The organism is Pseudomonas sp. Ma2-10 (assembly GCF_054330215.1).
This window is the reverse complement of sequence record NZ_JBTEYL010000008.1, coordinates 159,756-186,316: the sequence shown is the minus strand read 5'-3', so window position 1 is coordinate 186,316 and position 26,561 is coordinate 159,756. Positions and strand designations below refer to the sequence as shown.

Below are 26,561 nucleotides of genomic sequence, written 5' to 3'. Positions count from 1 at the left end.
CAGCTTAGTTGCTCTTTGTATCCTTGCTGCTGTTGGAGACACTTTGAAGCGCTTTTCGTGCCTGCTGCTTGCGTAATAGTTGCCAGTGAGAGAGGACGGTTTTCGGCGCCCAGATCTGTGGTTCAGAGGCTTCGAAGCTGTCCGCCAGTTCACGTTCGGCGACGGTGGCATTGGCCAATTTGAAGGCTTGCTCCAGATCGTCGGTCTGGTTCAGTGCCTGGGCGAATAGCGCATCGCCGAAGTAGGTGAAGTTGGCTTCTTCCGAGCAGCCGAAGGACACGCGGTCAGCGCGCGAGGCGGTCATGATCAGGGTGCGTTCATCCTTGAGCGCCGGAATGAAGCCACCGGAGTAGCAGGACGAAATCACGATGATCTTGTCGCGGTTTTTCAGCGGTGAGAGAGCCGCGGCGAGTTCGTCGGCCGGCAGGTCGGACAGTTCCATGCGCGGCTGGTCGAGCACCAGTTCGTGTTCGCGGGTGCCGTGACTGGTCAGGTAGATGAAGATCAAGTCTTCCGGGCCACTGCGTTCGGCCAGGGCGGCGGCGGCGCGGCGCAGGCTTTCCCGGGTGGCCATCGGCCGGTCGACGAGATGGTCGCGATGGTTCACCAAGCGGATCTGGCCAAACGCACCAAAGCGGCTGCTGAGCATGTTGCTGACGTAATCGGATTCGCGCAGGAACACACTTTGCTTGCCGTCACCGCCGAGTGTCAGGGTGTACAACTCGACCTCCGGGGTCGAAGCCGGCACGTTGGACAGTGCATCGTCGAGCAAGCGGCCCTGGGCCAGTAAACCGAGCTCCAGGCTATCGGGCAGGAGCTTGCCATTGGCATCGCGAACACGCTGGCCATTCATCCACGTACCGTTTTGCACCGTGCCGTCAGTCAGCACTAGGGTGCCGCGCCCCGAGTAACTGTCACCGTCGAACTGGCCGATGTAAAAGCTGCCGTCCGACAGGTTCAATCGACCTTGGCCGGTGAAGCGCCAGTCACTGAACTGGCCGATGTAATGACTGCCGTCGGCGCCGATCAACTCGCCCTTGCCGTTCAGCGACCCGTCCTTGAACAGACCGAGCCAGACATCACCGTCGGTGTTCTCGTAGCGGCCCTTGCCGTGCAGTTGGTTGTTCTTGAAACCGCCGACATAGATATCGCCATCGGCGCTGTTGAACGTCCCGTTGCCTTCGAGCTGGCCATCGACGAAATGCCCGGTGAACTGATTGCCGCTGGCGTCGCCCCGTTGGCCTTCGCCGTTGGGTTGGCCGTGGGCGAACTGGCCCTGATACGAACTGCCGTCTTCGAGTTCGAGACGACCGAGCCCTGAATATTGATCGGCTTTGAATTCACCGCGGTAGGTCATGCCGTTTTCTTTGAGGGTGCCTTCGCCGTCCCGTCGACCGACTTTGAAACCGCCGGTGAAACTGCTGCCGCGAGTGGTCAGTGTGCCTTTGCCGTCGAACAGCCCTAGATTGAATCCCCCGCGATAGACTTCGCCGTTGCTGCCGTGCCATTCCCCCTGGCCATGCCATTGACCCTGGTCGAAATCGCCGGCGTACCAGCTGCCATTCGGGTAATCGATACGGCCCTGGCCTTGCAGCAATCCGTTGACCAGTTCACCGCGATAGCGTCCGCCGTCCGGCAACCGGGCGTCGGGGGGCAACAGCGATTCGCCGTCGCCGCAAGCGGTGAGCAACAGGGTCAGAGCGAGGAGTGCAAGTGGGCGCATAGCGGGATCCGGGCAATTAGGCGACCGAGTATGCCGCAGCTGTTTGACCTTATATAGCGAGGAAACAGGAGAGGGTGCGAAACAGCGTGAGCTGTTTCGCGTCCGGGATGAGTTACACGAAGCACAGAGACAGTGGCTCGGCGATGTAGGCCGGTTTGTCCGAGCCTTCGATCTCAAGCGTGGCAGTGGCTTTGAGCAGCCATTGGCCGGGCTTTTTCTCGATGACTTCGTTCATGTCGACCTTGAGTCGCACCCTGGAATTGACCTTTACTGGCTGGATGAAGCGCACGGTGTCCAAGCCGTAGTTGACCACCATCTTCGCCCCTTCAGGGAGGATCAGGATGTCTTCCATCAGTTTGGGGATCAACGACAGCGACAGGAAACCGTGTGCAATGGTGCTGCCAAATGGCGTTTGCGCGGCTTTGACCGGGTCGACGTGGATGAACTGATAGTCCCCTGTGGCTTCGGCGAACAGGTTGATGCGCTCCTGATCAATGGTGAGCCATTCGGAACGTCCGAGTTCCTTACCGACATAATCTTTGAGCTCTGCAACTGGAACATGGGGCATTGAGACTCTCCTTGGGTTCATCGGTTTTATAGTTTTTTGGGGGGGGATTTGACCTCCCGGAGTACCACTTTAGATCAACATGGCAAATGGCTCCGGTCAACTGACCATGATTTTGGCGAATGCCTGTCTATGGCGTTGGCGTGCTTATAATGCTCGGCCCGCTTGTGCGGGATGATATTGGCGGGAGTTGACGAATGTTGTTACGTGGCCTGACCTGGCTGGTGCTGTTCCAATTGCTGGGCACAGCCATCAACCACTTGTTTTTACCGGTGCTGCCGGGGCCGATTGTCGGCCTGCTGTTGCTGCTGGTGTTCCTGATCAGTCGTGGCCAGGTCGGCGAGCCGCTGAACCTCGCGGCCAGCAGTCTGCTGCGTTATCTGCCCTTGCTTCTGGTACCGCCCGCGGTGGGCGTGATGGTCTACGCCAAAGACATTGCCGCGGATTTCTGGGCCATCGTCGGCGCGCTGGTGTTGTCACTGCTGCTGTCCCTGGCCTTCGCTGGCGTACTGATGCAGCGCATGGTCAAGCGTCACGCTCATCGTGAGGACGGCCAATGATCTTCGACTGGCACGGCGCCTGGGCGTCGGTGATTCATCATCCGTTGTTCGGTATCGGTATTACGCTGGGGGCTTATCAACTGGTGCTGGCGGCGTTCGAGAAAACCCGCTGGATCTTTCTGCAACCGGTACTGGTCTCGATGCTGCTGGTGATTGGCGTATTGGTGGGTTGCGGCCTGACCTATGCCGAATACCGCAAGAGCACCGAGATCCTCAGCATCCTGCTGGGGCCGGCGACCGTTGCACTGGCTGTGCCGCTGTACCTCAATCTGCGACGCATTCGGCAGTTGTTCTGGCCGATATTTACTACGCTGGTGATAGGTGGTGTCGTCGCCACCGGCATGGGCGTATTGCTGGGCTGGTCGTTTGGTGCCGAACACATGATCCTGATGACCATGGCGCCGAAGTCGGTGACGTCGCCGATTGCCATGCTGGTGGCAGAGCAGATCGGTGGCGTCGCGGCGCTGGCGGCAGTGTTCGTGTTGATTACCGGGGTGATCGGGGCGATCTTCGGGCCGAGTCTTTTGACCCGACTGGGCGTGCACAGCCCTGAGGCGCGCGGTATGGCGCTGGGCATGACCGCCCATGCGGTCGGCACGGCGGTGGCGATGCAGGAAAATGAAGAGTGCGGCGCCTTCGCGGCGCTGGCGATGAGTCTGATGGGCGTGGCCACGGCAGTTTTCCTGCCGTTGGCGGTGTCGATGGTGGTGTAAGGAAATGTCTATGAACTTGCCGCTTTTTCCGCTGAATACGGTGTTGTTTCCTGGCTGCATCCTCGATTTGCAGATATTCGAGGCGCGCTACCTGGACATGATCAGTCGCTGCATGAAACAGGGCGGCGGCTTCGGCGTGGTGTGCATCCTCGACGGCAAAGAGGTCGGCATCGCCCCGGCGGGCTACGCGCTGGTCGGATGCGAGGCGCTGATCACTGATTTCAAACAGCAGGACAATGGCTTGCTGGGCATTCGGGTGCTGGGCGGGCGGCGTTTCCAGGTGTTGCGCACCGAGGTTCAGCGCGATCAACTGACCGTCGCCGAGGTCGAGTGGCTGGAGGACGAGCCTGAGCAACCACTGCAGGACGAGGACGCCGAGCTGGTTGCACTGCTCAAAGCCTTGGCCGAACACCCGATGGTCGAAGCATTGAACATGGGCACCGAAGCAACCGGGCAGCAGTCGTTGGCCAATCAGTTGGCGTATCTGTTGCCGTTTGCCGAAGTGGACAAGATCGACCTGCTGCAGCTCGATGATCCGCAGCAGCGACTGGATGCGATTCAGGCGCTGCTAGATGAGCTGCAGGGTGAGTTGTTTGCCTGATCAGTAGGCATACCGCAACATCGCATACGGTAAGTGCCGCAATGCAAAGAGCCCGAACAGTGCTGCCATCGCCGGCAATATCAGCCACCAGGTCCTCGGTGGCATGGCGTTGAGCGGTGCCGGGCGCTGACTCAACCACAAGCTCGCCGCACACACGCACGCTGCCAGCATCGCGCCGGCCAGTACATCCGTTGGCCAGTGCGCGCCCAGGTACACCCGCGACAGGGCAATCGCCAGTGCCGGCAAGCAACCCAACAACAGCCAGGTCAGGCGCATGCGCGGTGGTTGTCCGCGGCCGGCCAGCACGGCCAGCGTCAGAAATAGCGCAAAAGCGCCCGAGGCGTGGCCGCTGGGCATGCTGTAGCTGGTCAGAGGATCGCTCAACACTTCCGGGCGTACACGGGCGAAAAAGTGTTTGGTCGCGGTGTTGCCCAGTGCGGTGCCTAGCAGGGTGCTACCGGCGAAAATCGCCTGGCGCCATTGCCGAGTGAGCAACAGCAACCCCGTCAGCAGGGCGCTGAACAACAGCATGTTGCGAAACTCGCCGATCAGCGTGAACGTCACCGCCACTTCATCGAGCAGCGGGCTGCGGTGCTCCTGCACCAGGGTCATCACGCCCTGATCGAGGGCGCTCAGGTGCGGATAACCGATAAACAGACCGGCCAAGATCAGGACGCTCATTCCAGTAATCAGCATCGTCGCTTTGCGATGACGGCGCATGCTGCTGGTGATGCTCAGGCCCACCATGAGGGCGATGCTACCGGCGACGATGCCCGCCTCAGGCCAGAAACCCTCCGGTAACGGCAGGCGAATCGCCGCACCGGTGGCCCAGCCGGGCAGCAGATACGCGACGCTCCAGCCGGCGGCGGCCAGTAGGCTGACGGCGGCGAAGCGCGGGAAGGGCATATCGAACATCCCCGCGACCATCGGCAACATCGGCCGCAGCGGGCCGATGAAGCGCCCGACCAACAGGCTGGCGATACCGTAACGCTGGAAATACGCCTCGGCCCCGGCGATCCACTCCGGATGATGGCGCAACCCTGGCAGACGCCGGATGTTCTGATGGAAATGTCGTCCGACGAAGTACGAAATAATGTCGCCCAGCATGCCACCGAGGAACCCCAGTAACAGCGTTTCCCCCAGCGACAGCGCGCCGCTACCGGCCAGTACCGCCACGGCAAACAGCAACACCGTACCGGGCACGATCAGCCCGACAATCGCCAGGCATTCCACACAGGCCACAATGAACACCGCCGCGGCCAGCCATTGCGGGTTGACCGTCAACCAACCGGTCACGCTATCGAGCCATGGGCCCATAAAAACAACTCCCTCTTATTAATTGACCCCCGCAGGAGTTGTGCTCACAGCAAAAAATAATCGCGCCCTTCGATCTGCCCCCGTCGCAGCGGGTTGCGCGTGCAATACGGTGCGTAAGCCGCATCGACGAAGCGGTACATCAAATGCTCATCGCGGCCGTGGGGTATGCCCAGTCGCGTGGTTTGTATGATGTGAACAGGCGCCGCGCCGACATCTTCGACCCGCAGCACTTCGTGGTCGAAGCGCTTGGCATCCCAGACCGGCACCTTCAGGCCCAGCGCCTTGCAAAGCAAAGTCTGTCCGGCGCAAAGCTTTTGCGAAGGGCGGGGGCGACCTTGGGCGTCGGGATTGTTCCGCAGCATCTGCGCCAGGCTCGCCGGTCCGCTCAAGTCATCGACCCACGGATAGGCGGACTTGATCAGCACTGCATTGCCCGGGCCCTGGGCGCTGAAGTTCAGGGAATCGCCACCCCGGGCGTAATACATATAGATGTGGCCGCCGTCCAGAAACAGAGCTTTACGTTTTTCTGTGTAGCCGAGGGAGGCGTGGCTGCCTTTTTCTTCGAAGTAATAGGCTTCGGTCTCGATAATCCGGGCGCTGAGCCAGAGGCCGTCGACCCGGTGACGGATGACTTTGCCGAGTAGTTCCCGGGCCAGCGTTTGGGCATCTCTGTCGAAAAATTGATCCGCGAGCCCCTTGGGCAGGCTCGTCGCGGACGCGCGAACAGTCAGGTTGGTCATGATGAACGGCGTTTATCAGGGCTGATTGAGTCGTGATGATAACAATTTGCAGCTTAATCACGGCTGAACATCGGCAAATTGCCCTCCATTTCGACCATCCGCCCGTCACCGCTGTTAGTCGAGTGACGCGACAGCTATAATCTGCCGCTTTCCTCTTTACCAAGTCCACGCCAGACCATGACTGAGTCCGTTCTTGACTACATGACCCGCCTGGGTCGCGCTGCCCGCGAGGCTTCTCGCGTCATTGGCCGTGCCAGCACCGCGCAGAAAAACCGCGCCTTGCAGGCTGCTGCCAATGCGTTGGACGCCGCACGCGCTGAGCTGACGGCTGCCAATGAGCTGGATTTGGCCGCTGGCCGCGCCCATGGTCTTGAGCCCGCATTGCTTGAGCGTCTGGCGCTGACCCCGGAACGCATCGACGGCATGATCGTCGGTTTGCGTCAGGTCGCGGCTCTGCCAGACCCGGTCGGCGCGATCCGCGACATGAGCTTTCGTCCGTCGGGCATTCAGGTCGGCAAGATGCGCGTGCCGTTGGGCGTGATCGGGATCATTTACGAATCCCGGCCGAACGTGACCATCGATGCCGCCAGCCTGTGTCTGAAGTCCGGCAACGCGACCATCCTGCGTGGCGGCTCCGAGGCGATTCATTCCAATCGTGCCATTGCCGCCTGTATCCAGCGCGGTCTGGCCGAAGCCGATTTACCTGCCGCCGTGGTGCAAGTGGTCGAAACCACGGACCGTGCCGCGGTGGGTGCGTTGATCACCATGCCTCAATACGTCGACGTTATCGTGCCCCGTGGTGGCCGTGGCCTGATCGAACGGGTCAGTCGCGATGCCCGCGTGCCGGTGATCAAGCACCTGGACGGCATCTGTCACGTTTACGTCAGTGCCCACGCCGACCTGCCGAAAGCCCAGCGCATTGCGTTCAATGCCAAGACCTACCGCTATGGTATTTGCGGGGCCATGGAAACCCTGCTGGTGGACCAGTCGGTCGCCAAGGATTTCCTGCCATCGATGGCTGCGCAGTTCCGTGAAAAAGGCGTCGAACTGCGCGGCTGCGAGCGTACCCGGGCAATCATCGATGCTTCGGTGGCCACCGACGATGACTGGAACACCGAATACCTGGCGCCGATTCTCTCGATCCGTGTGGTCGACGGGCTCGACCAGGCCATCGAACATATTAATCAGTACGGCTCCCATCACACCGATTCGATTGTCAGCGAAAACCTTGCCGACACCCGGTGTTTTGTCGCGCAGGTCGATTCGTCGTCGGTAATGATCAACACCCCAACGTGCTTCGCCGATGGCTTCGAATACGGATTGGGTGCCGAGATTGGCATTTCTACTGATAAGCTGCACGCCCGCGGCCCGGTGGGTCTCGAAGGTCTGACCTGCGAGAAGTACATCGTAGTCGGTGATGGTCAATTGCGCGGCCAGGCGTCGGACTGACTTGGGCGACCTCGACATGTCAGCCCCGGTCACCGCCAGCGAGCCTGCGCCTCGACGCATTGGCATGCTGGGTGGGACCTTCGACCCGGTGCACATCGGCCATTTGCGCAGTGCGCTGGAAGTCGCTGAATCGCTGGCGCTCGATGAGCTGCGTCTGACACCCAGTGCCAGACCGCCTCATCGCGGTACGCCGCAGGTGTCGGCCAAAGACCGCCTGGCGATGGTCGAGTGCGCGGCGGCCGGTGTGGCGCCGCTGGTGGTGGACGCCCGCGAGTTACAACGGGACAAACCGTCCTACACTATCGATACCCTGGAACTGATGCGTGCCGAACTGGCCGCTGAAGATCAGGTTTTTCTACTTTTGGGCTGGGACGCATTTTGCGGCCTGCCTACTTGGCACCGCTGGGAAGAGTTGCTCCAGCATTGCCACATCCTGGTGCTGCAACGCCCGGATGCCGACAGCGAACCGCCAGATGCCTTGCGCAATCTGTTGGCGGCGCGCTCGGTGAGCGACCCGCTGGCCCTCAAAGGGCCGAGCGGACAGATTGCATTCGTCTGGCAGACGCCGCTCGCGGTATCCGCCACCCAGATCCGTCAACTGCTGGCCAGCGGTAAGTCGGTACGTTTCCTGGTGCCCGACGCGGTCCTGGCCTACATCGATGCGCACGGACTCTACCGTGCGTCGAACTGAAAAAGGGAGCGCTTCAACACACGTGAACGCGTGTACCGAAGCGCCCGAACATACGAGCAAAACGAGTTTTATATGACTGACAAAGACGTAACTAAAGTAAAGCGCAAAGGCACGTTCAAGAGCGCCCCGCTGCCAGTAGAGGTTCCAACCGGCCCTGAGCTGCGCGGCGAAGAGCTGGTCAAGGTTGCCGTGGCGGCCCTGGAAGACGTCAAGGGCCAGGACATTCAGGTGATCGACGTTCGTGAAAAGCAGAGCATCACTGACTTCATGATCATCGCTACCGGTACCTCCAACCGCCAGATCGGCGCGATGCTGGATAAGGTCCGCGAGGCGGTCAAAGCCCTGGGCGTCAAGCCGCTGGGTGAAGAAGGCAAGGGCGACAGCGACTGGGTCCTGCTGGATATGGATGATGTCATCGTGCACATGATGACCGCTTCGGCTCGTCAGTTTTACGACCTGGAGCGTCTGTGGTCCGGTGCAGAACAGAGCCGTGCTCTGAACGCGGCTCACCACAGCCCGGAAAACACCCACGAGCATTTCGTCAAACTCAACAAAGACCAGCAATAAGGGACCGCTGTGCGACTGCGACTGATCGCTGTCGGTTCACGCATGCCCAAGTGGGTGGAAGAAGGCTGGCATGAATATGCCAAGCGTCTTCCGTCCGAGCTGGCGCTGGAACTGGTGGAAATACCGCTCAACACCCGTGGCAAGAACGCCGACGTGGCGCGCTTCATCCGTCAGGAGGGCGAAGCCATGCTGGCCAAGGTCGGGCCGAACGAGCGCGTTGTGACCCTCGAAGTCCATGGCAAGCCCTGGAGTACCGAGCAGTTGGCGGTCGAGCTCGATCGCTGGCGGCTGGACTCGCGCACGGTGAATTTCATGGTCGGCGGCCCCGAAGGGCTGGCGCCGGAAGTCTGTGCCCGGGCCGATCAGCGCTGGTCGCTCTCGCCATTGACGTTGCCGCACCCGCTGGTGCGAATTCTGATCGGCGAACAGCTGTATCGTGCCTGGACAGTTCTGTCCGGCCACCCTTACCACAAGTAGTTCTGCCCTCATGCCCCAGCCGATCCGCATCAAGGACCACGAAAAAGACGCCCGTCTGGTGCGTGGCCGCGTCATGTTCGGGGCCATTGCGGTGGTGTCGCTGTTCTGTGTGCTGATCGCGCGGCTGTATTTCCTCCAGGTGGTTCAGTACGAGTACCACTCGACGCTGTCGGAAAACAACCGTGTCCATGTGCAACCGATTCCGCCAACGCGCGGGCTGATCTTCGACCGCAATGGCGTGGTGGTGGCGGATAACCGGCCCAGCTTCAGCCTGAGCATGACCCGCGAGCGCTCAGGCGACTGGCAGCAAGTACTCGACGTGATTGTCGAAGTGCTGGGGCTGACGCCCGAGGACCGGGCGATCTTCGAGAAACGCATGCGTCAGGGGCGCCGGCCATTCGAGCCGGTGCCGATCCTGTTCGAGCTGAGCGAAGAACAGATCGCCCGCATCGCGGTGAATCAGTTCCGTCTGCCGGGTGTTGAAGTGGTCGCGCAGCTGGTGCGTCACTATCCGCAGGGCGCGCACTTTGCGCACTCGGTGGGTTACATGGGGCGGATCAACGAGAAAGAGCTGAAATCACTCGATCCGGTCAATTACAGCGGCACCCACCACATCGGCAAAACCGGTATCGAGCGTTTCTACGAGCCCGAACTGCACGGTCAGGTGGGTTACGAAGAAGTCGAGACCAACGCTCGAGGCCGCGTGTTGCGCGTGCTCAAGCGTACCGATCCGATTCCCGGCAAGGACATCGTCCTGAGCCTGGACATCAAATTGCAGGAAGCGGCCGAAGCGGCACTCGGCGGTCGTCGTGGTGCGATAGTGGCACTGGACCCGAAAACCGGCGAAGTCCTGGCGATGGTCAGTCAGCCGAGTTTTGACCCGAACCTGTTCGTTACCGGCATCAGTTTCAAAGCCTACGCCGAGCTGCGCGATTCCATTGACCGGCCACTGTTCAACCGCGTGCTGCGCGGCCTGTACCCGCCGGGCTCGACCATCAAGCCGGCAGTGGCAATTGCGGGCCTGGATGCTGGCGTTGTGACCGCGTCGAGTCGGGTGTATGACCCCGGTTATTACCAGTTGCCCAACTACGATCACAAGTACCGTAACTGGAACCGTTCCGGTGACGGCTACGTCGATCTGGATACGGCGATCATGCGGTCCAACGACACCTACTTCTACGACCTGGCCCACAAACTGGGAATCGATCGCTTGTCGGCGTACATGAGCAAGTTCGGCATCGGCCAGAAGGTTTCGCTGGACATGTTCGAAGAGTCGTCGGGACTGATGCCGACCCGTGAATGGAAGCGTGCAACCCGGCGTCAGGCCTGGTTTCCCGGTGAAACGCTGATTCTGGGGATTGGTCAGGGCTACATGCAAGCAACGCCATTGCAACTGGCCCAGGCCACGGCGCTGGTCGCGAACAAGGGTGTCTGGAAACGTCCGCACCTGGCCAGGACCGTCGAAGGCGAGCGGCCGAAGGATGAAAATCCGATGCCGGACATCATTCTGCGTGACCCGTCCGACTGGACCAAGGTCAACCATGGGATGCAGCAGGTGATGCACGGCGCCCGCGGTACGGCACGTAAAGCGGCGATCGGTGCGCAATACCGCATCGCGGGCAAAAGTGGTACGGCCCAGGTCGTCGCGATCAAACAGGGCGAGAGGTACGACCGCTCCAAGATTCAGGAACGCCACCGCGATCACGCCTTGTTCGTTGGCTTCGCGCCGGCCGACAACCCGCAAATCGTGGTGTCGGTGATGGTCGAGAACGGCGAGTCCGGTTCCGGCGTCGCAGCGCCTGTGGTGCGTCAAATCATGGACGCCTGGCTTCTGGACCAGGACGGTCGGTTGAAGGCCGAATACGCCAGCCCTATCAGTGCGGAGGCTACGGCCCGTGAAGAGTAATTTCGATCGCATCCTCTCCAGCGAGGATGTGATGCGTCGCCGCGCGACGCTGTTGCAACGCATGCACATCGACGGTCCGTTGCTGATCCTGCTGCTGACCCTCGCCGCCGGCAGCCTGTTCGTGCTGTATTCGGCCAGCGGCAAGAGCTGGGACCTGTTGACCAAGCAAGCCACCTCATTCGGCATTGGCCTGATGTCGATGATCGTCATCGCCCAGTTCGAGCCGCGTTTCATGGCCCGTTGGGTGCCAGTCGGTTATGTCCTCGGCGTGCTGTTGCTGGTGGTGGTGGATGTCATGGGTCACAACGCCATGGGCGCCACACGCTGGATCAACATTCCCGGGGTGATCCGCTTCCAGCCTTCGGAATTCATGAAGATCCTGATGCCTGCGACCATCGCCTGGTATCTGTCCAAGCGCACCTTGCCGCCGCAGTTCAAGCATGTGGGCGTCAGTCTGTTCCTGATCGGGTTGCCGTTCATCCTGATCGTGCGTCAACCCGACCTCGGCACTTCGCTGCTGATCCTCGCCGGTGGCGCGTTCGTTCTGTTCATGGGTGGCCTGCGCTGGCGCTGGATTCTCAGCGTGATTGCCGCCGCTGTGCCGGTGGCGGTCGGCATGTGGTACTTCATCATGCACGACTACCAGAAGCAGCGAATCCTGACCTTCCTCGATCCTGAGAGCGATCCTCTGGGCACTGGCTGGAATATCATTCAATCGAAAGCCGCCATCGGTTCCGGCGGTGTGTTCGGCAAGGGCTGGTTGCTCGGCACCCAGTCGCACCTGGACTTCCTGCCGGAAAGTCACACCGACTTCATTATTGCGGTCTTGGGCGAAGAATTCGGCCTGGTGGGTATCTGCGCACTGCTGCTGATTTATCTACTGTTGATCGGTCGCGGGCTGGTAATTACCGCCCAGGCCCAGACATTGTTCGGTAAATTGCTCGCGGGCAGCCTGACCATGACGTTTTTTGTTTACGTTTTCGTCAACATCGGTATGGTCAGTGGCCTGTTGCCGGTTGTGGGGGTGCCGTTGCCGTTCATTAGCTACGGAGGAACTTCGCTGGTGACGTTGCTGTCAGCGTTTGGGGTTTTGATGTCGATCCATACCCATCGTAAGTGGATCGCTCAGGTTTGAATAAGGTGAAGATTTCAATGCAAGTAATGCGTGGCTGGGCAACTCGATATGCGCCATGGGTCTGCCTGGTAAGCATCCTTGGCACAGCGCAGCAAGCGTTGGCCGGCGATTACGAAGGCTCACCGCAGGTGGCCGAATTCGTCGGTGAAATGACCCGCGACTACGGTTTTGCCGGTGAGCAACTGATGGGCGTGTTCCGCGAAGCCGAGCGCAAGCAGTCGATTCTGGACGCGATCTCGAAACCTGCCGAGCGGGTCAAACAGTGGAAAGAATACCGGCCGATGTTCATCACCGACGCGCGCATCGCCCGCGGTGTGGACTTCTGGCGTCAGCACGAGGCGGTACTGGCCCGTGCCGAAGAGGAATACGGTGTCTCGGCGCAGGTGATTGTTTCGATCATTGGTGTCGAGACCTTTTTTGGCCGTAATACCGGCAGTTTTCGGGTAATCGACGCCTTGTCGACCCTGGGTTTTGACTATCCTCCCCGTGCCGAATTTTTCCGCAAGGAATTGCGTGAGTTCCTGATGCTGGCCCGGGAAGAGCAGGTCGATCCGCTGACGCTCAAAGGCTCTTACGCTGGCGCAATGGGCTTGCCGCAGTTCATGCCGAGCAGCTTTCGCGCCTATGCGGTGGATTTTGACGGTGACGGGCACATTAATATCTGGACCAATCCGGACGATGCCATTGGCAGCGTCGCCAGTTATTTCAAGCGTCACGGCTGGGTGGCCGGCGAACCAGTGGTGAGTCGCGCCGATATGCGTGGCGATCAGGTGGACGAAGGTTTGACCACGGGCATCGAACCGATTAAAACCGTCGAGGAGTTGCGGGCGCTGGGGTGGTCAAGTCATGATGCGCTGCGCGATGATATGCCGGTTACGGCTTTCCGCCTGGAAGGTGCCCAGGGGCCTGAATACTGGATGGGCCTGAAGAATTTTTACGCCATCACGCGGTATAACCGCAGTGTGATGTACGCCATGGCCGTACATCAACTGTCTGAACAGCTGGTCCAAGCACGGGGCGTCAAGTAATGCAGGCATTGCCTATGAATAAACCCCTGAAGCTGATGGCATTCGCCGCGTTGGCCGTGCTGGTCGCCAGTTGTTCGACCAGCCGTTCGCCGACCCAAAAACCTTCCACGGCCGTGCGCGCAGCGCCAGGCCTGGACATCAACCGCGCGCACAAAGATGGCGCGCCGTGGTGGGACGTCGACGTATCGCGCATCCCGGATGCCACGCCGACTCTGCACTCCGGTCCTTATAAAGCCAACCCGTACACGGTGCTGGGCAAGACTTACTTCCCGATGCAAGAGTCCAAGCGCTACGTCGCTTCGGGCACGGCGTCGTGGTATGGCACCAAGTTCCACGGTCAGAACACCGCCAATGGCGAAGTTTATGACCTGTACGGCATGAGCGCCGCGCACAAGACTTTGCCACTGCCCAGTTACGTTCGGGTGACCAACCTGGACAACAACAAGGCCGTGATCCTGCGGGTCAACGATCGCGGACCGTTCTATTCGGACCGAATCATCGACTTGTCCTACGCGGCCGCGAAGAAGCTCGGATACGCCGAAGCCGGTACTGCGCGAGTCAAGGTCGAAGGTATCGATCCGCAAGAATGGTGGGCGCAAAAAGGCCGTCCGGCGCCGTTGATGCTCAACGAGCCACAAATCGCGCAAAATGCCGCACCGACCGTGACCGCGTCCACTGGCACGGTCGAGCAATGGACACCACCGTCGCAGCAACACGCCGCGACCGTTGTGCCCGTGCCGATCGATGCCAAAAAAAACGCTTCTGTACCAGCCTCTGGCCAGTATCTGCAGGTGGGCGCGTTCGCCAACCCGGACGCTGCAGAGCTCCTGAGAGCGAAGCTCAGCGGGATGGTGAGCGCTCCGGTGTTCATCAGCTCCATCGTGCGCAATCAACAGACGCTGCATCGGGTACGCCTGGGGCCAATCGGCTCGTCGGGTGAAATCCAGCAAGTGCAGAACAGTGTGCGGCTGGCCAATCTCGGTTCGCCGAGCCTGGTCACTGCCGAGTAATACGCGGTACTAGATTGACGGTTCGCTTGCGGTTTGGGGGGTGGACCTGGTTGTTGGCTCCTAAAGAACAAAAGCCCGGCAAGGGTTATAGAGTGAACGACTGAACACGCGATGGCCCGTTAGAAGGCCATCTGATTAGTTTTGCCTTCGGGCAGTTCCCATTAGCGATTTCGAGAGACGGATGAACATCACCACCTTTGCCAAACGCCTGTGCTTGCTAGTACCGCTGCTCCTCTCGCCTGCCGCTTTCGCGGTCGAGATGATGCCGTCGCCACCGCAACTGGCCGCAAAATCCTACGTGCTCATGGACGCCAGCAGCGGCAACGTGCTGGTAGAGAACAACGGTGACCAGCGTCTGCCTCCGGCCAGTCTGACCAAGCTGATGACCGCGTACATCGCGACCCTGGAAATCCGTCGTGGCCAGATCGGCGAAAAGGACCCGGTGACCGTCAGCGAAAACGCCTGGCGTACCGGCGGTTCGCGGATGTTCATCAAGGTCGGCTCGCAAGTCACTGTCAACGACCTGCTGCACGGCATCATCATTCAGTCGGGTAACGACGCCAGCGTTGCGCTCTCCGAACACATCGCCGGCAGCGAAGACGCCTTCGCTGACATGATGAACAAAACGTCGGCCGATCTGGGCATGACCAACAGCCACTTCATGAACCCGACCGGTCTGCCGAACCCGGAGCACTACTCGTCGGCTCACGACATGGCGGTACTGGCTCGCGCGATCATCCACGAAGACCCGGCTCACTACGCGATCTACTCGCAGAAAGAGTTCTTCTGGAACGGCATCAAGCAACCTAACCGTAACCTGCTGCTGTGGCGCGACAAGACGGTTGACGGTCTGAAAACCGGCCACACCGACGAAGCCGGCTACTGCATGGTGTCTTCGGCGGTACGTGATGGCATGCGCCTGATCGCTGTGGTGTTCGGCACCAACAGTGAAGTGGCTCGCGCCTCCGAAACCCAGAAGCTGTTGACGTACGGTTTCCGCTTCTTCGAAACCCAGACGTTCTATCAGAAAGGCGCCGAGCTGGCTCAGGCTCCTGTCTGGAAAGGCACCACCAATCAAGTCAAGGCCGGCCTGGCTGAAGACCTGACCATGACCCTGCCGAAAGGCCAGCTGAAAAAGCTCGCCGCCAGCATGACCATGAACCCGCAACTGATTGCGCCAATCGCCAAGGGCGACGTAATCGGTAAAGTCGAAGTGAAGCTGGACGACAAAGTCGTGCATAGCGCTGACCTGATCGCTCTGGACTCGGTCGACGAGGGTGGTATCTTCCGCCGCATGTGGGATAGCATCCGTCTATTCTTCTACGGCTTGTTCAACTGAATTAGTGTGGACTTGCATGGCCCTGTTCCAATCTGGTTCGGGGCCGTGTCCGTTGCCACGGCTTACGAGGCCGTTACGCCATGACAGACAACGAAGTAAAGGCGCCAAAGATCGAATTCCCCTGCGCGGATTACCCTATCAAGGTGATCGGCGATACGGGCGTGGGTTTCAAGGACAAGATCATCGCGATCCTTGAGAAACACGCGACCGTTGACCACAAAACCCTGGCCGAGCGTCAGAGCACCAACGGCAAGTACACGACCATCCAGCTGCACATCATCGCCACCGGTCAAGAACAGCTGTACGACATCAACAGCGAGTTGCGGGCTACCGGTTTCGTGCACATGGTGCTGTGATGTCTGGCACGCTGGGTTTTCGCGAGCTCGGCCAGAGGGCTTACGAGCCGGTCTGGCATGCCATGCAACGCTTCACCAACGAACGTGGCAGCGATGCCGCGGACGAGATCTGGCTGGTCGAGCACCCACCGGTGTTCACCCAGGGGCAGGCCGGCAAGGCTGAGCACCTGTTACTCCCGGGAGATATTCCTGTCGTAAAGGTTGATCGCGGCGGTCAAGTGACCTATCACGGTCCCGGCCAACTGGTGGCCTACCTGTTGCTCGATGTGCGCAAGCTGGGTTTCGGCGTGCGTGACCTGGTCAGCCGCATGGAACAATGCCTGATCGAGTTGCTGGCCAGCTATGGCGTGACCGCCGTGGCCAAGCCGGATGCACCGGGTGTCTACGTCAATGGGGCGAAAATCGCTTCTCTGGGTCTGCGGATCCGCCACGGTTGCTCCTTTCATGGCCTGGCCCTGAATGTGGACATGAACCTGGAACCGTTTCGACGGATTAATCCCTGCGGCTACGCCGGGCTGGCGATGACCCAGCTGAGCGATCACGCAGGATCGATTGAATTTGCCGAGGTAAGTGCCCGGCTGCGCGCGCAGCTCGTCAAACACCTCGACTATGCTGAGCAGACGACCCTAACGGGCGGAATCGACTGATATGACTACTGATGCAGTGCAAACCATGATCCCGACGCTGGATGTCACCGAGCGTCCGGCCCCGCGTGCCAAGGTTGAAGCCGGCGTGAAGCTGCGCGGCGCCGAGAAGGTTGCACGTATCCCGGTGAAGATCATTCCGACCACCGAACTGCCGAAGAAGCCTGACTGGATTCGCGTGCGTATCCCGGTTTCCCCGGAAGTCGACCGCATCAAAGCCCTGCTGCGCAAACACAAGCTGCACAGTGTCTGCGAAGAGGCGTCCTGCCCGAACCTGGGCGAATGTTTCTCCGGCGGCACCGCGACCTTCATGATCATGGGTGATATCTGCACCCGTCGCTGCCCGTTTTGCGACGTTGGCCACGGTCGTCCGAAGCCACTGGACGTCAACGAGCCGCAAAGCCTGGCCATCGCCATCGCCGACCTGAAACTCAAGTACGTGGTCATCACCTCGGTTGACCGCGACGACCTGCGTGATGGCGGTGCTCAGCACTTTGCCGACTGCATCCGCGAGATCCGCAAACTGTCGCCGAACGTACAGCTCGAAACCCTGGTTCCGGACTACCGTGGCCGGATGGACGTGGCGCTGGAAATCACCGCTGCCGAGCCGCCGGATGTATTCAACCACAACCTGGAAACCGTACCGCGCCTGTACAAGGCCGCGCGTCCGGGTTCGGATTACCAGTGGTCGCTGACCCTGTTGCAACGCTTCAAGCAGATGATGCCGCACATTCCGACCAAGTCCGGCCTGATGCTGGGGCTGGGCGAGACTGACGAAGAAGTCATCGAAGTCATGAAACGCATGCGCGAACATGACATCGACATGCTGACCCTGGGTCAGTACCTGCAACCGTCCCGCAGCCACTTGCCGGTCCAGCGCTTTGTGCATCCGGACGTGTTCGCCTGGTTCGCCGAGGAAGGGTACAAGATGGGCTTCAAGAACGTCGCTTCCGGCCCGCTGGTACGTTCCTCGTATCACGCCGATGAGCAGGCGAAACTGGTTAAAGCCGAGCTGATGTCGTCCTGATCGGCTGCAAGACATGAAAACGCCCGCAAGGCATTGCGCCTTGCGGGCGTTTTTTTGCCTTGCCCACGGCAATTAGCGCTTTTTCCTGCAACCTGCGGGGCAACGAACCCTCTTCTGTTTGTCCCCGTTCCTGACTACTGTGTGCTTGACGTATTCACGCTGGGAGATTCATGGATGACCGTTCGACTGACTCACACCCTTTGTCCTCATGCACCCGTTCCGGCTTTACCGTCGCAAGGGCTGATCGGCGTTATTGCGCCCGCCGGTCCCGCAGCGCTGGACGCCGATAAGGCCATCGCCTGGATGCGCGCTCGCGGATATTCATTGCGGGTTTTCCCCGGCGTGCATGAGAAAGACGATTACTTGGCCGGCAGCGACGATGTTCGGCTCAATGATCTGCACGCGGCGTTTGCTGACAGTGAGGTCGACGCCATCATTTGCTTGCGTGGGGGTTACGGTACGCCACGGTTGCTCGATCGCATCGACTTTGAGCTGCTGCGCAACAATGCCAAACCGTTCATCGGCTACAGCGACATCACCGCGCTGCATTTGGCGATCAGCCGTTATGCGGGCTTCGTGACCTTTCATGGCCCGATGCTCAATGCCGACCTGCTGGGTGACAAGCAAAAACCTACTGAGCCCTCATTCTTCAACATGCTCAGAGGACAGGTGAAGGCGGGCAGCGTGCTGGCGCACCCGGTTGCCTTCCCGTTGACGACGATTGAGCCTGGTATCGCTCACGGGCGCTTGCTGGGGGGCAATCTGTCGATGATCGCAGCGACCATGGGTACGCCGTATGAGATGGATGCCGGGGACGTCATCCTGTTCATGGAGGACATCAACGAGCCGTTGTATCGAATCGACCGGCTGCTGACCCATCTACGTCTTGCCGGTACGCTGCACAAGCTGCGCGGGGTTCTGGTGGGGGATGTGGCGGGGGTTGATACTGTTTCTCTGGAGCGTTTGCTCAAGCAGACCTTTGCGCCTTTACGGATACCGGTGTTGGCCGGGTGGCGCAGCGGGCATTGCGATCCAAACCTGACGTTGCCGATGGGCGCGTTGGTGAGGCTGGATGCGGGGAACAAGGAATTGGTGCTGGAGCAGGAGGTGGTGGTCAGGTCATAGCGTGTGGCCAAAAAAGATCGCAGCTTGGTGCTGCGATCTTTTACTTTTTAGCGGTTACGAAGGCCTTCCAGCAACTTGTGCGTCGGATACCCGTCCGCCGGCCAGCCAAACGACTGCTGGGCACTGCGGATCGCCTTGCGTGTGTTGGCGCCGATAATGCCATCGGCGGTGCCCGCGTCGTAGTTCTGAGCGCTCAACAGGCTTTGCAGTTCGATCCGCTCGGTACGGCTCAGCGGCAAATCATCTTTCGGCCATGTGCCGTTGATCAGGCCGGCGCTGTTGAAGCGCTCGGACAACAAGCTTACGGCCAAGGCGTAGGACGACGAGTTGTTGTACTTGAGGATCGCGCGGAAGTTGTCGAGGACCAGGAACGCGGGGCCGCGGTAACCGGCCGGCAGCAGCAGGGCGGCTGACAGGTGTTCGGAGCCTGGCGGAACCTGGGCGCCATTGGGCAGGGTGACGCCCAGTTGCAGCCATTCAGCGACGCTCTTGCGCATCGTGCCATCGGCCAGGACGTAGTTGAAACTGCCCGGTAGCTGCACTTCAAAGCCCCACGGCTGGTCTTTCTGCCAGCCGGAGCTTTGCAGGTAGTGAGCCGTCGAGGCCAGCGCGTCGGCCGGGCTGCCCCAGATGTCGCGGCGGCCGTCGCCATCGAAGTCCACCGCGTGGGTGTTGTAAGTGGTCGGGATGAACTGGGTTTGGCCCATGGCGCCAGCCCAGGAGCCAAGCATTTTCTCAGGCTCGATATCACCCTGTTGCAGGATCTGCAGGGCGGCGATCAGTTGCGCGTGGGCAAACCCGGGGCGCCGGCCTTCATAGGCCAGGGTCGCCAGGGAATTAATCACCGACTTGTTGCCCTGAAACTGCCCGAAGTTACTTTCCATGCCCCACACCGAGACCAGTGTCTGACGATCGACGCCGTAGCGCTGTTCGATGCTTTGCAGGATGTCGGCGTACTGGCTGGCCAGCGCCTGGCCTTTGCGTACCCGCAACGGCGAAAGGGCGCCGTCGAGGTATTCCCACACCGGGCGGGAGAATTCCGGCTGGCTGCGGTCGGCACGGATCACGCTGGTGTCGAGGCTGACATTGGCGAAGGCACGGTCGAACAGGTCGGCGCGGATACCGGCGGCCAGAGCGTCCTTGCGAAAACCCGCCTGCCATTCGGCGAAGGTCTGGGTGGGCTGGATGTCAAGGTTTTCACCGGTCGGAACCACGGGCGGAATGACCGCGGGGGCTGTCGCGACGGGGAGGGTCTGAAGCGGCTTGGCGTCGGCTGCGGTGGGTTTTTCCGCGCAAGCAACAAGCAAAATGAGGCTGGAGGCAGCGATTAGTTGGCGCAGGGGCCAGCGACGGGAAATACAAAGGGGCATGCACGGGTCCAGGGAGTACGAATCAGGTGCAGACCTTAACATGTTGAGCGAGCGCTTGCCTTTCAGGCCGCCAGAAAGTAAGAAGCCTCCCAGCTATTAGACTGGAAGGCTTCGCGGCGGTAGCTGCCTTTGCCCTTGCCGGCTGGTTCCTGACGGCTGCGGAACAGAGGTTGGGCGATGATGGATTTGGCCTTGTTCGGTCCATGCTTCGATGGCTTTTTGCTCATGATGATTTCTCGCAAGTGAGTGGGTTCTGCGGGGCAAATCATCGGCCGAAGTCGCGCTTCTGTCTAGTCCCCGCATTGCGTAGGACCATTCTGCGATCGCACCTGAGCGGGAGTGTTTACTCGGCAGGCAGGTTCACCCGTTGGCCGGCCATCAACAACGACAACCGACTCAAACTCATCCACGGTGATCCGGCCGCCTGACCTTTGATCTGCGCATCGATGCGCTGGGCCTCGAGCAACAACTGCGCCCAGCGTTGCGCCGAGTAGCGTTGCAAGGCTTTGCTCATCAATGGTTTGCGTTTGTCCCAGACCGGCGGTCGGGCAGAGCTGAAGGCTTTGTCCAGGGGCACGCCCTGGCTGTACTGCAGCGACAGGTTGGCCAACAGACGCAGCTCCCGGGCCAGCGCCCAGAGAATCACCGGCGGTTCGACGCCTTCACCGCGCAGCCCTTCGAGCATGCGCAGGGCATGAGCCGCTTCGCCGTTGAGAATCGCATCGGTCAGTCCAAACACATCGAAGCGGGCACTGTCTGCCACAGCGCCCTGTACGGTTTCGACGGTGATCTGACCACCTTCGGCCATCAGTTTGAGCTTTTCGATTTCCTGCGCTGCCGCGAGCAAGTTGCCCTCGACCCGTGCGGCGATCAGTTCGACGGCGTCCTGGCTGGCGGAAAGCCCGGCCTGGGACAGCCGTTGACGGATCCAACTCGGTAACTGGTTGGCCTCTATCGGCCAGATTTGCACGAACCGGGTCTGTTGACCTTCGACCAGCGCCTTGCCCCACTTGGTTTTCTGCGCACTGCCATCAAGTTTTGGCAGGCTGATCAGCAGCACCGTGTCTTCGGCGGGCCGTGAACAGTACTCGATAAACGCGGCAGCGCCTTTGTCACCGGGTTTGCCGGACGGCAGACGCAGTTCCAGGAGGCGCTTTTCGGCGAACAACGACATGCTCGCGCCGGCTTGCAGCAACGTTCCCCAGTCGAAACTGGCGTCGGCGGCGAAGACCTGGCGCTCGTCGAATCCCTGTTGGCGGGCGGCGGCACGAATGGCGTCGGCGGCCTCCTGACACAGCAGTGGGTCATCGCCACTGATGATGTAGACCGGCGCGAGGGCACCTTGCAGGTGTTTGGCGAGTTGGGCGGGGGCGAGTTTCATCGGAAAGGTCGAACGGGGCGCCTGGGCGCCCCGTCAGTCTTACTGCTGCGGCAGTTCGATTGGCGACTGGCGCGGGATTTGCGCTTCAGCCTTCTGCGCCGCTTCCAATGCATCGGCTTCAGCCTTGGCTTTGGCGTTGGCGGTCTGTTGCAACTGATCCAACTGAGTCGGCGTGAGCTGTTGCAGACGCAGCATCATCCGTTGAACCAGTTCACGACGGGTTTCCTTACGGGCGTCGTTGGCTTCCTGGTCGGAGCCCACCAGGTTGCTGCCGTCGTGGATAAAGATTTTTTGCACTTCGAGCTTGTCGCTCAGCAGCGTCAAGTTGCTCTCACCACGGATGTCGTAGTTCAGCACTGTACTCACCTGATACTCGCCAGTACGACCGGCACCTGCGTAGCTGAGGATGCGCTGGCTTTCCTGTTCATCGGTCAGCACCAGCTTGTAAGGTGCGCCGCTGTAAACCTTGACGCCGCTGCTTTCCAGCACCTGACGCAGTTGGGTCACGACTTCGCCGTAAGCGTTGCGGGCGCTCAGGTCGAGTTCCTTGATTGCCAGTTCATTGGTGCCGGTGCCGCGCAGCTGGAAACCGCAGGCGCTCAACAGGACCGCAAGGCCCATCACCAGCAAATTGCGTTTGATCATCTTGTTGCTCCCCTTGAAACCATGTGGGCCGATCTTGCGGCCCGAAAGGTTTTACTCGGCGCCAGGCATGACCTGGCGCCTGATCCAATTAGCTGGCGACGATATTGACCAGTTTCCCGGGCACTACGATCACTTTACGAATGGTCAGACCGTCGACAAAGCGCAGCACGTTCTCGTTGGCCCGTGCGGCGGCTTCGACTTCTTCGCGGCTGGCGCTGGCGGGCATTTCGATGTGACCGCGCAGCTTGCCGTTGACCTGGATGACCAGTTGCAGGCTGTCCTGCACCAACGCGCTTTCGTCCAGCACCGGCCAAGTGGCGTCGATCACCGGCTCAGCGTGACCCAGTTGATTCCACAGTTCGTGGCTGATGTGCGGCGTGATCGGAGCCAGCAGCAGAACTACGGTTTCCAGACCTTCGTGAATCAGTGCGCGATCCTGCCCGGTGCCTTGCGGAGCTTTTTCCAGCACGTTCATCAGCGTCATCACCTGAGCGATAGCGGTGTTGAATTTGTGGTTCTGGCCGACGTCGTGGCTGGCCTGCTTGATGGCCTGGTGGATCGCGCGGCGAATGGTTTTCTGCTCGTCATTCAGGCTGGAAATGTCCAGTTTGCCCGGCAGGCCCTGAGTGACGTGGGCTTGAGCCAGGCGCCAGACACGCTTGAGGAAACGGTGCGAACCTTCTACTCCGGAGTCGGACCATTCCGCGCTCATGTCGGGTGGCGAGGCGAACATCATGAACAGGCGGCAGGTGTCTGCACCGAACTGGTCAATCATCGACTGTGGGTCGACGCCGTTGTTCTTGGACTTGGCCATTTTCTCGGTGCCGCCAATCTCTACCGGCAGGCCGTCGGCGATCAGCTTGGCGCTAATTACTTTGGCTTTGCTGTCTCGTTCGAGTTCCACGTCCGCCGGGTTGAACCACGTATAGGCACCGTTGGCTTCGCGACGATAGTAAGTCTCGGCGATCACCATGCCCTGGGTCAGCAGGTTTTTGAACGGTTCGTTGGAACTCACCAGGCCTTCATCGCGCATCAGCTTGTGGAAGAAGCGCGCGTAGAGCAGGTGGAGAATGGCGTGTTCGATTCCGCCGATGTACTGATCAACCGGCAACCAATGGTCGGCCGCTGATTTTTCCACCAGACCGCCTTCATAGTGCGGCGAGGCGTAACGGGCGTAGTACCACGAGGACTCGACGAAGGTGTCCATGGTGTCGGTTTCACGCTTGGCCGGTGCGCCGCATTTCGGGCAGTTGCACTCGTAGAACTCGGGCATGCGTGCCAGTGGCGAGCCAGCGCCGTCCGGTACGACGTCTTCCGGCAGCACGACTGGCAACTGATCTTCCGGGACCGGCACATCACCGCAGGTGTTGCAGTGGATGATCGGGATCGGGCAGCCCCAGTAGCGCTGGCGGCTGATGCCCCAGTCGCGCAGGCGGAACTGAGTACGAGAAGCGCCGAGGTTCTTTTTGATCAGCGCGACTTCGATGGCGTCGAAAGCGCCCACGAAGTCGAGGCCGTCAAACTCGCCGGAATTGATCAGCGAGCCGTATTCGTTGTAAGCGTCCTGCCATGGCGTCGGCGTTTCGTCTCCGGCGCTGGTGCGCACGACAGGCTTGACCGGCAGGCTGTACTTGGTAGCGAATTCGAAATCACGTTCGTCGTGAGCCGGAACGGCCATTACCGCGCCATCGCCGTAGTGCATCAGCACGTAGTTGGCGACCCACACCGGGAGTTTTTCACCGGTCAGTGGATGCTCGACGAACAGCGAAGTACGCAGGCCTTTTTTCTCTTGAGTGGCGACGTCGGCTTCGGCCACGCTGCCGCCCTTGCATTCAGCGATGAACGCTTGCAGCTCTGGGTTGTGCTGCGCGGCCAGGGTCGCCAGAGGGTGTTCGGCGGCTACGGCAACGTAGGTCGCGCCCATCAAGGTGTCCGGACGGGTAGTGAACACCTTCAGAACACCGGCTTCGCCGATGGAAGCGACGTCGTAAGGGAACTGCACTTCCATGCCGCGGGATTTGCCGATCCAGTTGCGCTGCATGGTCTTGACCTGTTCAGGCCAACCCGGCAGATCGTCGAGGCTCGACAGCAACTCATCCGCGTACGCGGTGATCTTGAAGTAGTACATCGGGATTTCGCGCTTTTCGATCAGCGCGCCGGAACGCCAGCCGCGACCGTCGATCACCTGTTCGTTGGCCAGGACGGTCTGATCGACCGGGTCCCAGTTCACGGTGCCGCTTTTTTTGTAGATCACGCCTTTTTCGAACAGGCGAGTGAACAGCCATTGTTCCCAGCGGTAGTAATCAGGCTTGCAGGTGGTGACTTCGCGGGACCAGTCCACCGCGAGGCCCAGGCTGCGCAGCTGGGTTTTCATGTAGGCGATGTTTTCGTAGGTCCACTTGGCGGGCGCTACGTTGTTCTTCATCGCGGCGTTTTCCGCCGGCATGCCAAAGGCGTCCCAACCCATGGGTTGCAGGACGTTCTTGCCTTGCATGCGCTGGTAGCGGGAGATCACGTCGCCGATGGTGTAGTTGCGCACGTGCCCCATGTGTAGCTTGCCGCTGGGGTAAGGGAACATCGACAGGCAGTAGAAAGTCTCCTTGCCTGGCTGTTCACTGACTTCAAAGGACTTTTGCTCGTCCCAGAACGACTGGGCGGCGGCTTCGATTTCACGGGGCTGATATTGTTCGTGCATGGCTACTTTTGAACTGAATAGGGGTGGCCTAATCCTCTTCAATGCAACGCTGGACGGTGAACACGCCAAATCGGCGTTTCGGTGTCCAGACGAGCTGGAAGTGGAGTTACAGGAAGCGCCGTAGCATACATGACCGCACTCTACCGAGGGAAACCCTGATTACTGCTGCGGGTCGCCCAAAAACTGCGGCGAGGGCCGTTGGTCGCAGCACTCAGCCGGTTTGTTCATGGAAGCTAAGCTCTAAATGGGGAGTGAGTCTTATCTTCAATGAGGTGATGGATGGTTGAGTCACGGCAAAAAGTTACTAAACCGCAGCTGTACGAAAGACTGATCGATCGTCTGGGAATGGCCCTGGACGCGGCAAAAACCGCTGACCGGTTACGCGATGAGCGTCCGCTGGAACTGGAATTGCGTGGCTTGAGCCCCGCAGAGTTTGCACTGGTCAAAGCGTATCTCGATCGCAGTGAGCGTGAGACACACGGATGCTTGTCTGAAGCAGTGAAACAACTCGACGCACCACGTTCGGCCACGATCATCTGGCTCAAGGACAAGGTTCCTGGCAGGGACGCGGTAAAGGTCCGGTCTTTGCAATACAAGTAAGGGCGCTGGAAGCAATGTCTGATGTTTTTGTGAAGCATAGACCTTCCGTATTTGTTGTCGCATTGCGTCAACCCACTTAGGCTTCGGGCATCTTTTTGGAGATGCTCGATGCCTTTTCGTTATTTCGTTAAACAACTCCTGTTGCCGCCCGGCATTCTTTTGCTGCTGTTGGTGCTTGCCTGGTGGTTGCGCCGCTCAAGGCCGCGCCTTGCCGGGTTGTGCTTTGCGTTGGGCGTGGGCGGCTTCTGGCTGATGAGCTTGCCGGTGGTGGTGCAGTGGGGGGCCAAGGCGCTGGAACGTGAAGCGCCGCTGCCCCGCGACGACTGGGCAACGCTGAGTCAGCGCGCCGATGCGATCGTGGTGCTCGGTTCGGGGCGTGAGCGGGGTGATCTGGCATGGGGCGCTGATCAGCCAACGGGCGTGGGCCTGGAGCGCGAGCGCTATGCGGCGCGGCTCGCCAAGGCTTCCGGTTTGCCGATTCTGACCAGTGGAGGCCTGCATTACGGTACCCCGCCGACCGAAGCGAAGCTGATGGCGGACTCGTTGCGCGATGATTTCGGTGTGGCCGTGCGTTGGCAAGAAGGGCGCAGCCGCACGACCTGGGAGAACGCGCAGTTCAGCGCCGAGGTGTTGTTGCCGGAAGGGATCAAACGTGTAGTCGTCGTGACTCAGGCCTGGCACATGCCGCGAGCAGTCTGGAGTTTCAAAAAGGCAGGGTTTGACGTGGTGCCAGCGCCGGTGGGGTTTTTAGGCGTGGACAACGCCCGACCACTGGGCGGCTGGATGCCGGAATTCAAGTCGATCTGGCAGAGCGGGCAGTTGTTGAATGAGGCGGTGGGGCAGGTGGGGTATTCGTTTTTCTATCGCTGAAGGCTGAAGTTAGATCGTTCCCACGCC

At 60.2% G+C, this 26,561-nt stretch carries 27 protein-coding genes; 18 read left to right on the top strand and 9 right to left on the bottom strand.

Annotated features, from left to right (window positions below):
• Positions 1-4: 4 nt before the first annotated feature.
• Entirely contained in the window at positions 5-1,723 is a 1,719-nt protein-coding gene (locus ACXPVS_RS12980; RefSeq protein WP_458510279.1) for a C13 family peptidase, read from the bottom strand.
• Positions 1,724-1,835: 112 nt separating this feature from the next.
• Positions 1,836-2,291, bottom strand: a complete 456-nt coding sequence (locus tag ACXPVS_RS12975; protein WP_458510278.1) for a MaoC family dehydratase — start codon at positions 2,289-2,291, stop codon at positions 1,836-1,838.
• 194 nt (positions 2,292-2,485) lie between these two features.
• Between ACXPVS_RS12975 and ACXPVS_RS12970 the strand changes: the two genes are divergently transcribed.
• Genes ACXPVS_RS12970 through ACXPVS_RS12960 form a run of 3 tightly spaced genes read left to right on the top strand, consistent with a single transcriptional unit; the run spans position 2,486 to position 4,162 of the window.
• Positions 2,486-2,848: a CidA/LrgA family protein gene (locus ACXPVS_RS12970; protein ID WP_129440876.1), complete on the top strand. Its 363-nt coding sequence runs from the start codon at positions 2,486-2,488 to the stop codon at positions 2,846-2,848.
• Positions 2,845-3,561 carry an LrgB family protein gene (locus ACXPVS_RS12965; RefSeq protein ID WP_008152800.1) on the top strand — a complete coding sequence of 239 codons (717 nt, stop codon included), beginning with the start codon at positions 2,845-2,847 and terminating at the stop codon, positions 3,559-3,561. Before ACXPVS_RS12970 ends, ACXPVS_RS12965 begins: the two co-directional genes overlap by 4 nt.
• A 10-nt stretch (positions 3,562-3,571) precedes the next feature.
• Positions 3,572-4,162 (top strand): LON peptidase substrate-binding domain-containing protein, encoded by a 591-nt coding sequence (locus ACXPVS_RS12960; RefSeq protein WP_458510277.1) that lies wholly within the window; start codon positions 3,572-3,574, stop codon positions 4,160-4,162.
• Here the strand turns inward: ACXPVS_RS12960 and ACXPVS_RS12955 are convergent, their stop codons facing one another.
• Positions 4,163-5,479 (bottom strand): bifunctional DedA family/phosphatase PAP2 family protein, encoded by a 1,317-nt coding sequence (locus ACXPVS_RS12955; RefSeq protein WP_458510276.1) that lies wholly within the window; start codon positions 5,477-5,479, stop codon positions 4,163-4,165.
• 44 nt (positions 5,480-5,523) lie between these two features.
• Positions 5,524-6,219, bottom strand: a complete 696-nt coding sequence (locus ACXPVS_RS12950) for a DNA-3-methyladenine glycosylase (protein ID WP_458510275.1) — start codon at positions 6,217-6,219, stop codon at positions 5,524-5,526.
• A 177-nt stretch (positions 6,220-6,396) separates the two neighbouring features.
• Here ACXPVS_RS12950 and ACXPVS_RS12945 point away from each other — a divergent pair, with 177 nt between their 5' ends.
• The 13 genes from ACXPVS_RS12945 to ACXPVS_RS12885 all read left to right on the top strand — a co-directional run bounded on the left by ACXPVS_RS12945 (position 6,397) and on the right by ACXPVS_RS12885 (position 18,973).
• The gene (locus ACXPVS_RS12945; protein WP_458510274.1) at positions 6,397-7,668 is read left to right on the top strand and encodes a glutamate-5-semialdehyde dehydrogenase; all 1,272 of its coding nucleotides are present in this window, start codon (positions 6,397-6,399) and stop codon (positions 7,666-7,668) included.
• Positions 7,669-7,684: 16 nt separating this feature from the next.
• Positions 7,685-8,359, top strand: coding sequence for a nicotinate-nucleotide adenylyltransferase (nadD, locus tag ACXPVS_RS12940; protein WP_458510273.1), 675 nt, complete (start codon positions 7,685-7,687; stop codon positions 8,357-8,359).
• Positions 8,360-8,431: 72 nt separating this feature from the next.
• Positions 8,432-8,926 (top strand): ribosome silencing factor, encoded by a 495-nt coding sequence (gene rsfS, locus ACXPVS_RS12935; protein ID WP_046055550.1) that lies wholly within the window; start codon positions 8,432-8,434, stop codon positions 8,924-8,926.
• A 9-nt stretch (positions 8,927-8,935) separates the two neighbouring features.
• Positions 8,936-9,403 carry a 23S rRNA (pseudouridine(1915)-N(3))-methyltransferase RlmH gene (rlmH, locus tag ACXPVS_RS12930; RefSeq protein ID WP_007937439.1) on the top strand — a complete coding sequence of 156 codons (468 nt, stop codon included), beginning with the start codon at positions 8,936-8,938 and terminating at the stop codon, positions 9,401-9,403.
• Positions 9,404-9,413: 10 nt separating this feature from the next.
• A complete protein-coding gene (gene mrdA, locus ACXPVS_RS12925) occupies positions 9,414-11,309 on the top strand; it encodes a penicillin-binding protein 2 (protein ID WP_458510272.1) in 1,896 nt (631 codons plus the stop codon).
• Positions 11,310-11,340: 31 nt separating this feature from the next.
• Positions 11,341-12,444, top strand: coding sequence for a rod shape-determining protein RodA (gene rodA / locus ACXPVS_RS12920; RefSeq protein ID WP_458510304.1), 1,104 nt, complete (start codon positions 11,341-11,343; stop codon positions 12,442-12,444).
• A 17-nt stretch (positions 12,445-12,461) separates the two neighbouring features.
• The gene (gene mltB, locus ACXPVS_RS12915; RefSeq protein ID WP_458510271.1) at positions 12,462-13,472 is read left to right on the top strand and encodes a lytic murein transglycosylase B; all 1,011 of its coding nucleotides are present in this window, start codon (positions 12,462-12,464) and stop codon (positions 13,470-13,472) included.
• The gene (locus tag ACXPVS_RS12910) at positions 13,472-14,482 is read left to right on the top strand and encodes a septal ring lytic transglycosylase RlpA family protein (protein WP_458510270.1); all 1,011 of its coding nucleotides are present in this window, start codon (positions 13,472-13,474) and stop codon (positions 14,480-14,482) included. The genes mltB and ACXPVS_RS12910 overlap by 1 nt, the downstream gene beginning before the upstream one ends.
• 181 nt (positions 14,483-14,663) lie before the next feature.
• Positions 14,664-15,821 carry a D-alanyl-D-alanine carboxypeptidase family protein gene (locus tag ACXPVS_RS12905; RefSeq protein ID WP_458510269.1) on the top strand — a complete coding sequence of 386 codons (1,158 nt, stop codon included), beginning with the start codon at positions 14,664-14,666 and terminating at the stop codon, positions 15,819-15,821.
• An 80-nt stretch (positions 15,822-15,901) separates the two neighbouring features.
• Positions 15,902-16,177 carry a DUF493 domain-containing protein gene (locus ACXPVS_RS12900; protein ID WP_129440902.1) on the top strand — a complete coding sequence of 92 codons (276 nt, stop codon included), beginning with the start codon at positions 15,902-15,904 and terminating at the stop codon, positions 16,175-16,177.
• Positions 16,177-16,824, top strand: a complete 648-nt coding sequence (gene lipB, locus ACXPVS_RS12895; RefSeq protein ID WP_458510268.1) for a lipoyl(octanoyl) transferase LipB — start codon at positions 16,177-16,179, stop codon at positions 16,822-16,824. Before ACXPVS_RS12900 ends, lipB begins: the two co-directional genes overlap by 1 nt.
• A gap of 1 nt (position 16,825) precedes the next feature.
• Positions 16,826-17,848 carry a lipoyl synthase gene (gene lipA, locus ACXPVS_RS12890; RefSeq protein ID WP_458510267.1) on the top strand — a complete coding sequence of 341 codons (1,023 nt, stop codon included), beginning with the start codon at positions 16,826-16,828 and terminating at the stop codon, positions 17,846-17,848.
• 174 nt (positions 17,849-18,022) lie between these two features.
• Positions 18,023-18,973 carry a S66 peptidase family protein gene (locus ACXPVS_RS12885; RefSeq protein WP_458510266.1) on the top strand — a complete coding sequence of 317 codons (951 nt, stop codon included), beginning with the start codon at positions 18,023-18,025 and terminating at the stop codon, positions 18,971-18,973.
• A 47-nt stretch (positions 18,974-19,020) separates the two neighbouring features.
• Here the strand turns inward: ACXPVS_RS12885 and ACXPVS_RS12880 are convergent, their stop codons facing one another.
• The 5 genes from ACXPVS_RS12880 to leuS all read right to left on the bottom strand — a co-directional run bounded on the left by ACXPVS_RS12880 (position 19,021) and on the right by leuS (position 25,064).
• The gene (locus tag ACXPVS_RS12880) at positions 19,021-20,343 is read right to left on the bottom strand and encodes a lytic murein transglycosylase (protein ID WP_458510265.1); all 1,323 of its coding nucleotides are present in this window, start codon (positions 20,341-20,343) and stop codon (positions 19,021-19,023) included.
• A gap of 62 nt (positions 20,344-20,405) precedes the next feature.
• A complete protein-coding gene (gene arfA / locus ACXPVS_RS12875) occupies positions 20,406-20,570 on the bottom strand; it encodes an alternative ribosome rescue factor ArfA (RefSeq protein ID WP_056744572.1) in 165 nt (54 codons plus the stop codon).
• A gap of 116 nt (positions 20,571-20,686) precedes the next feature.
• Positions 20,687-21,724 (bottom strand): DNA polymerase III subunit delta, encoded by a 1,038-nt coding sequence (holA, locus tag ACXPVS_RS12870; RefSeq protein WP_458510264.1) that lies wholly within the window; start codon positions 21,722-21,724, stop codon positions 20,687-20,689.
• 39 nt (positions 21,725-21,763) lie between these two features.
• A complete protein-coding gene (locus ACXPVS_RS12865) occupies positions 21,764-22,369 on the bottom strand; it encodes an LPS-assembly lipoprotein LptE (protein ID WP_458510263.1) in 606 nt (201 codons plus the stop codon).
• 88 nt (positions 22,370-22,457) lie between these two features.
• Positions 22,458-25,064: a leucine--tRNA ligase gene (gene leuS / locus ACXPVS_RS12860; RefSeq protein WP_458510262.1), complete on the bottom strand. Its 2,607-nt coding sequence runs from the start codon at positions 25,062-25,064 to the stop codon at positions 22,458-22,460.
• Between the two features lie 279 nt (positions 25,065-25,343).
• On the opposite strand from leuS, the gene ACXPVS_RS12855 reads away from it, so the two are divergent.
• Positions 25,344-25,664 carry a hypothetical protein gene (locus tag ACXPVS_RS12855; RefSeq protein WP_458510261.1) on the top strand — a complete coding sequence of 107 codons (321 nt, stop codon included), beginning with the start codon at positions 25,344-25,346 and terminating at the stop codon, positions 25,662-25,664.
• Positions 25,665-25,772: 108 nt separating this feature from the next.
• On the top strand, positions 25,773-26,534 hold the full coding sequence (locus ACXPVS_RS12850; RefSeq protein ID WP_458510260.1) for a YdcF family protein: 762 nt from the start codon (positions 25,773-25,775) through the stop codon (positions 26,532-26,534).
• Positions 26,535-26,561 lie beyond the last annotated feature (27 nt).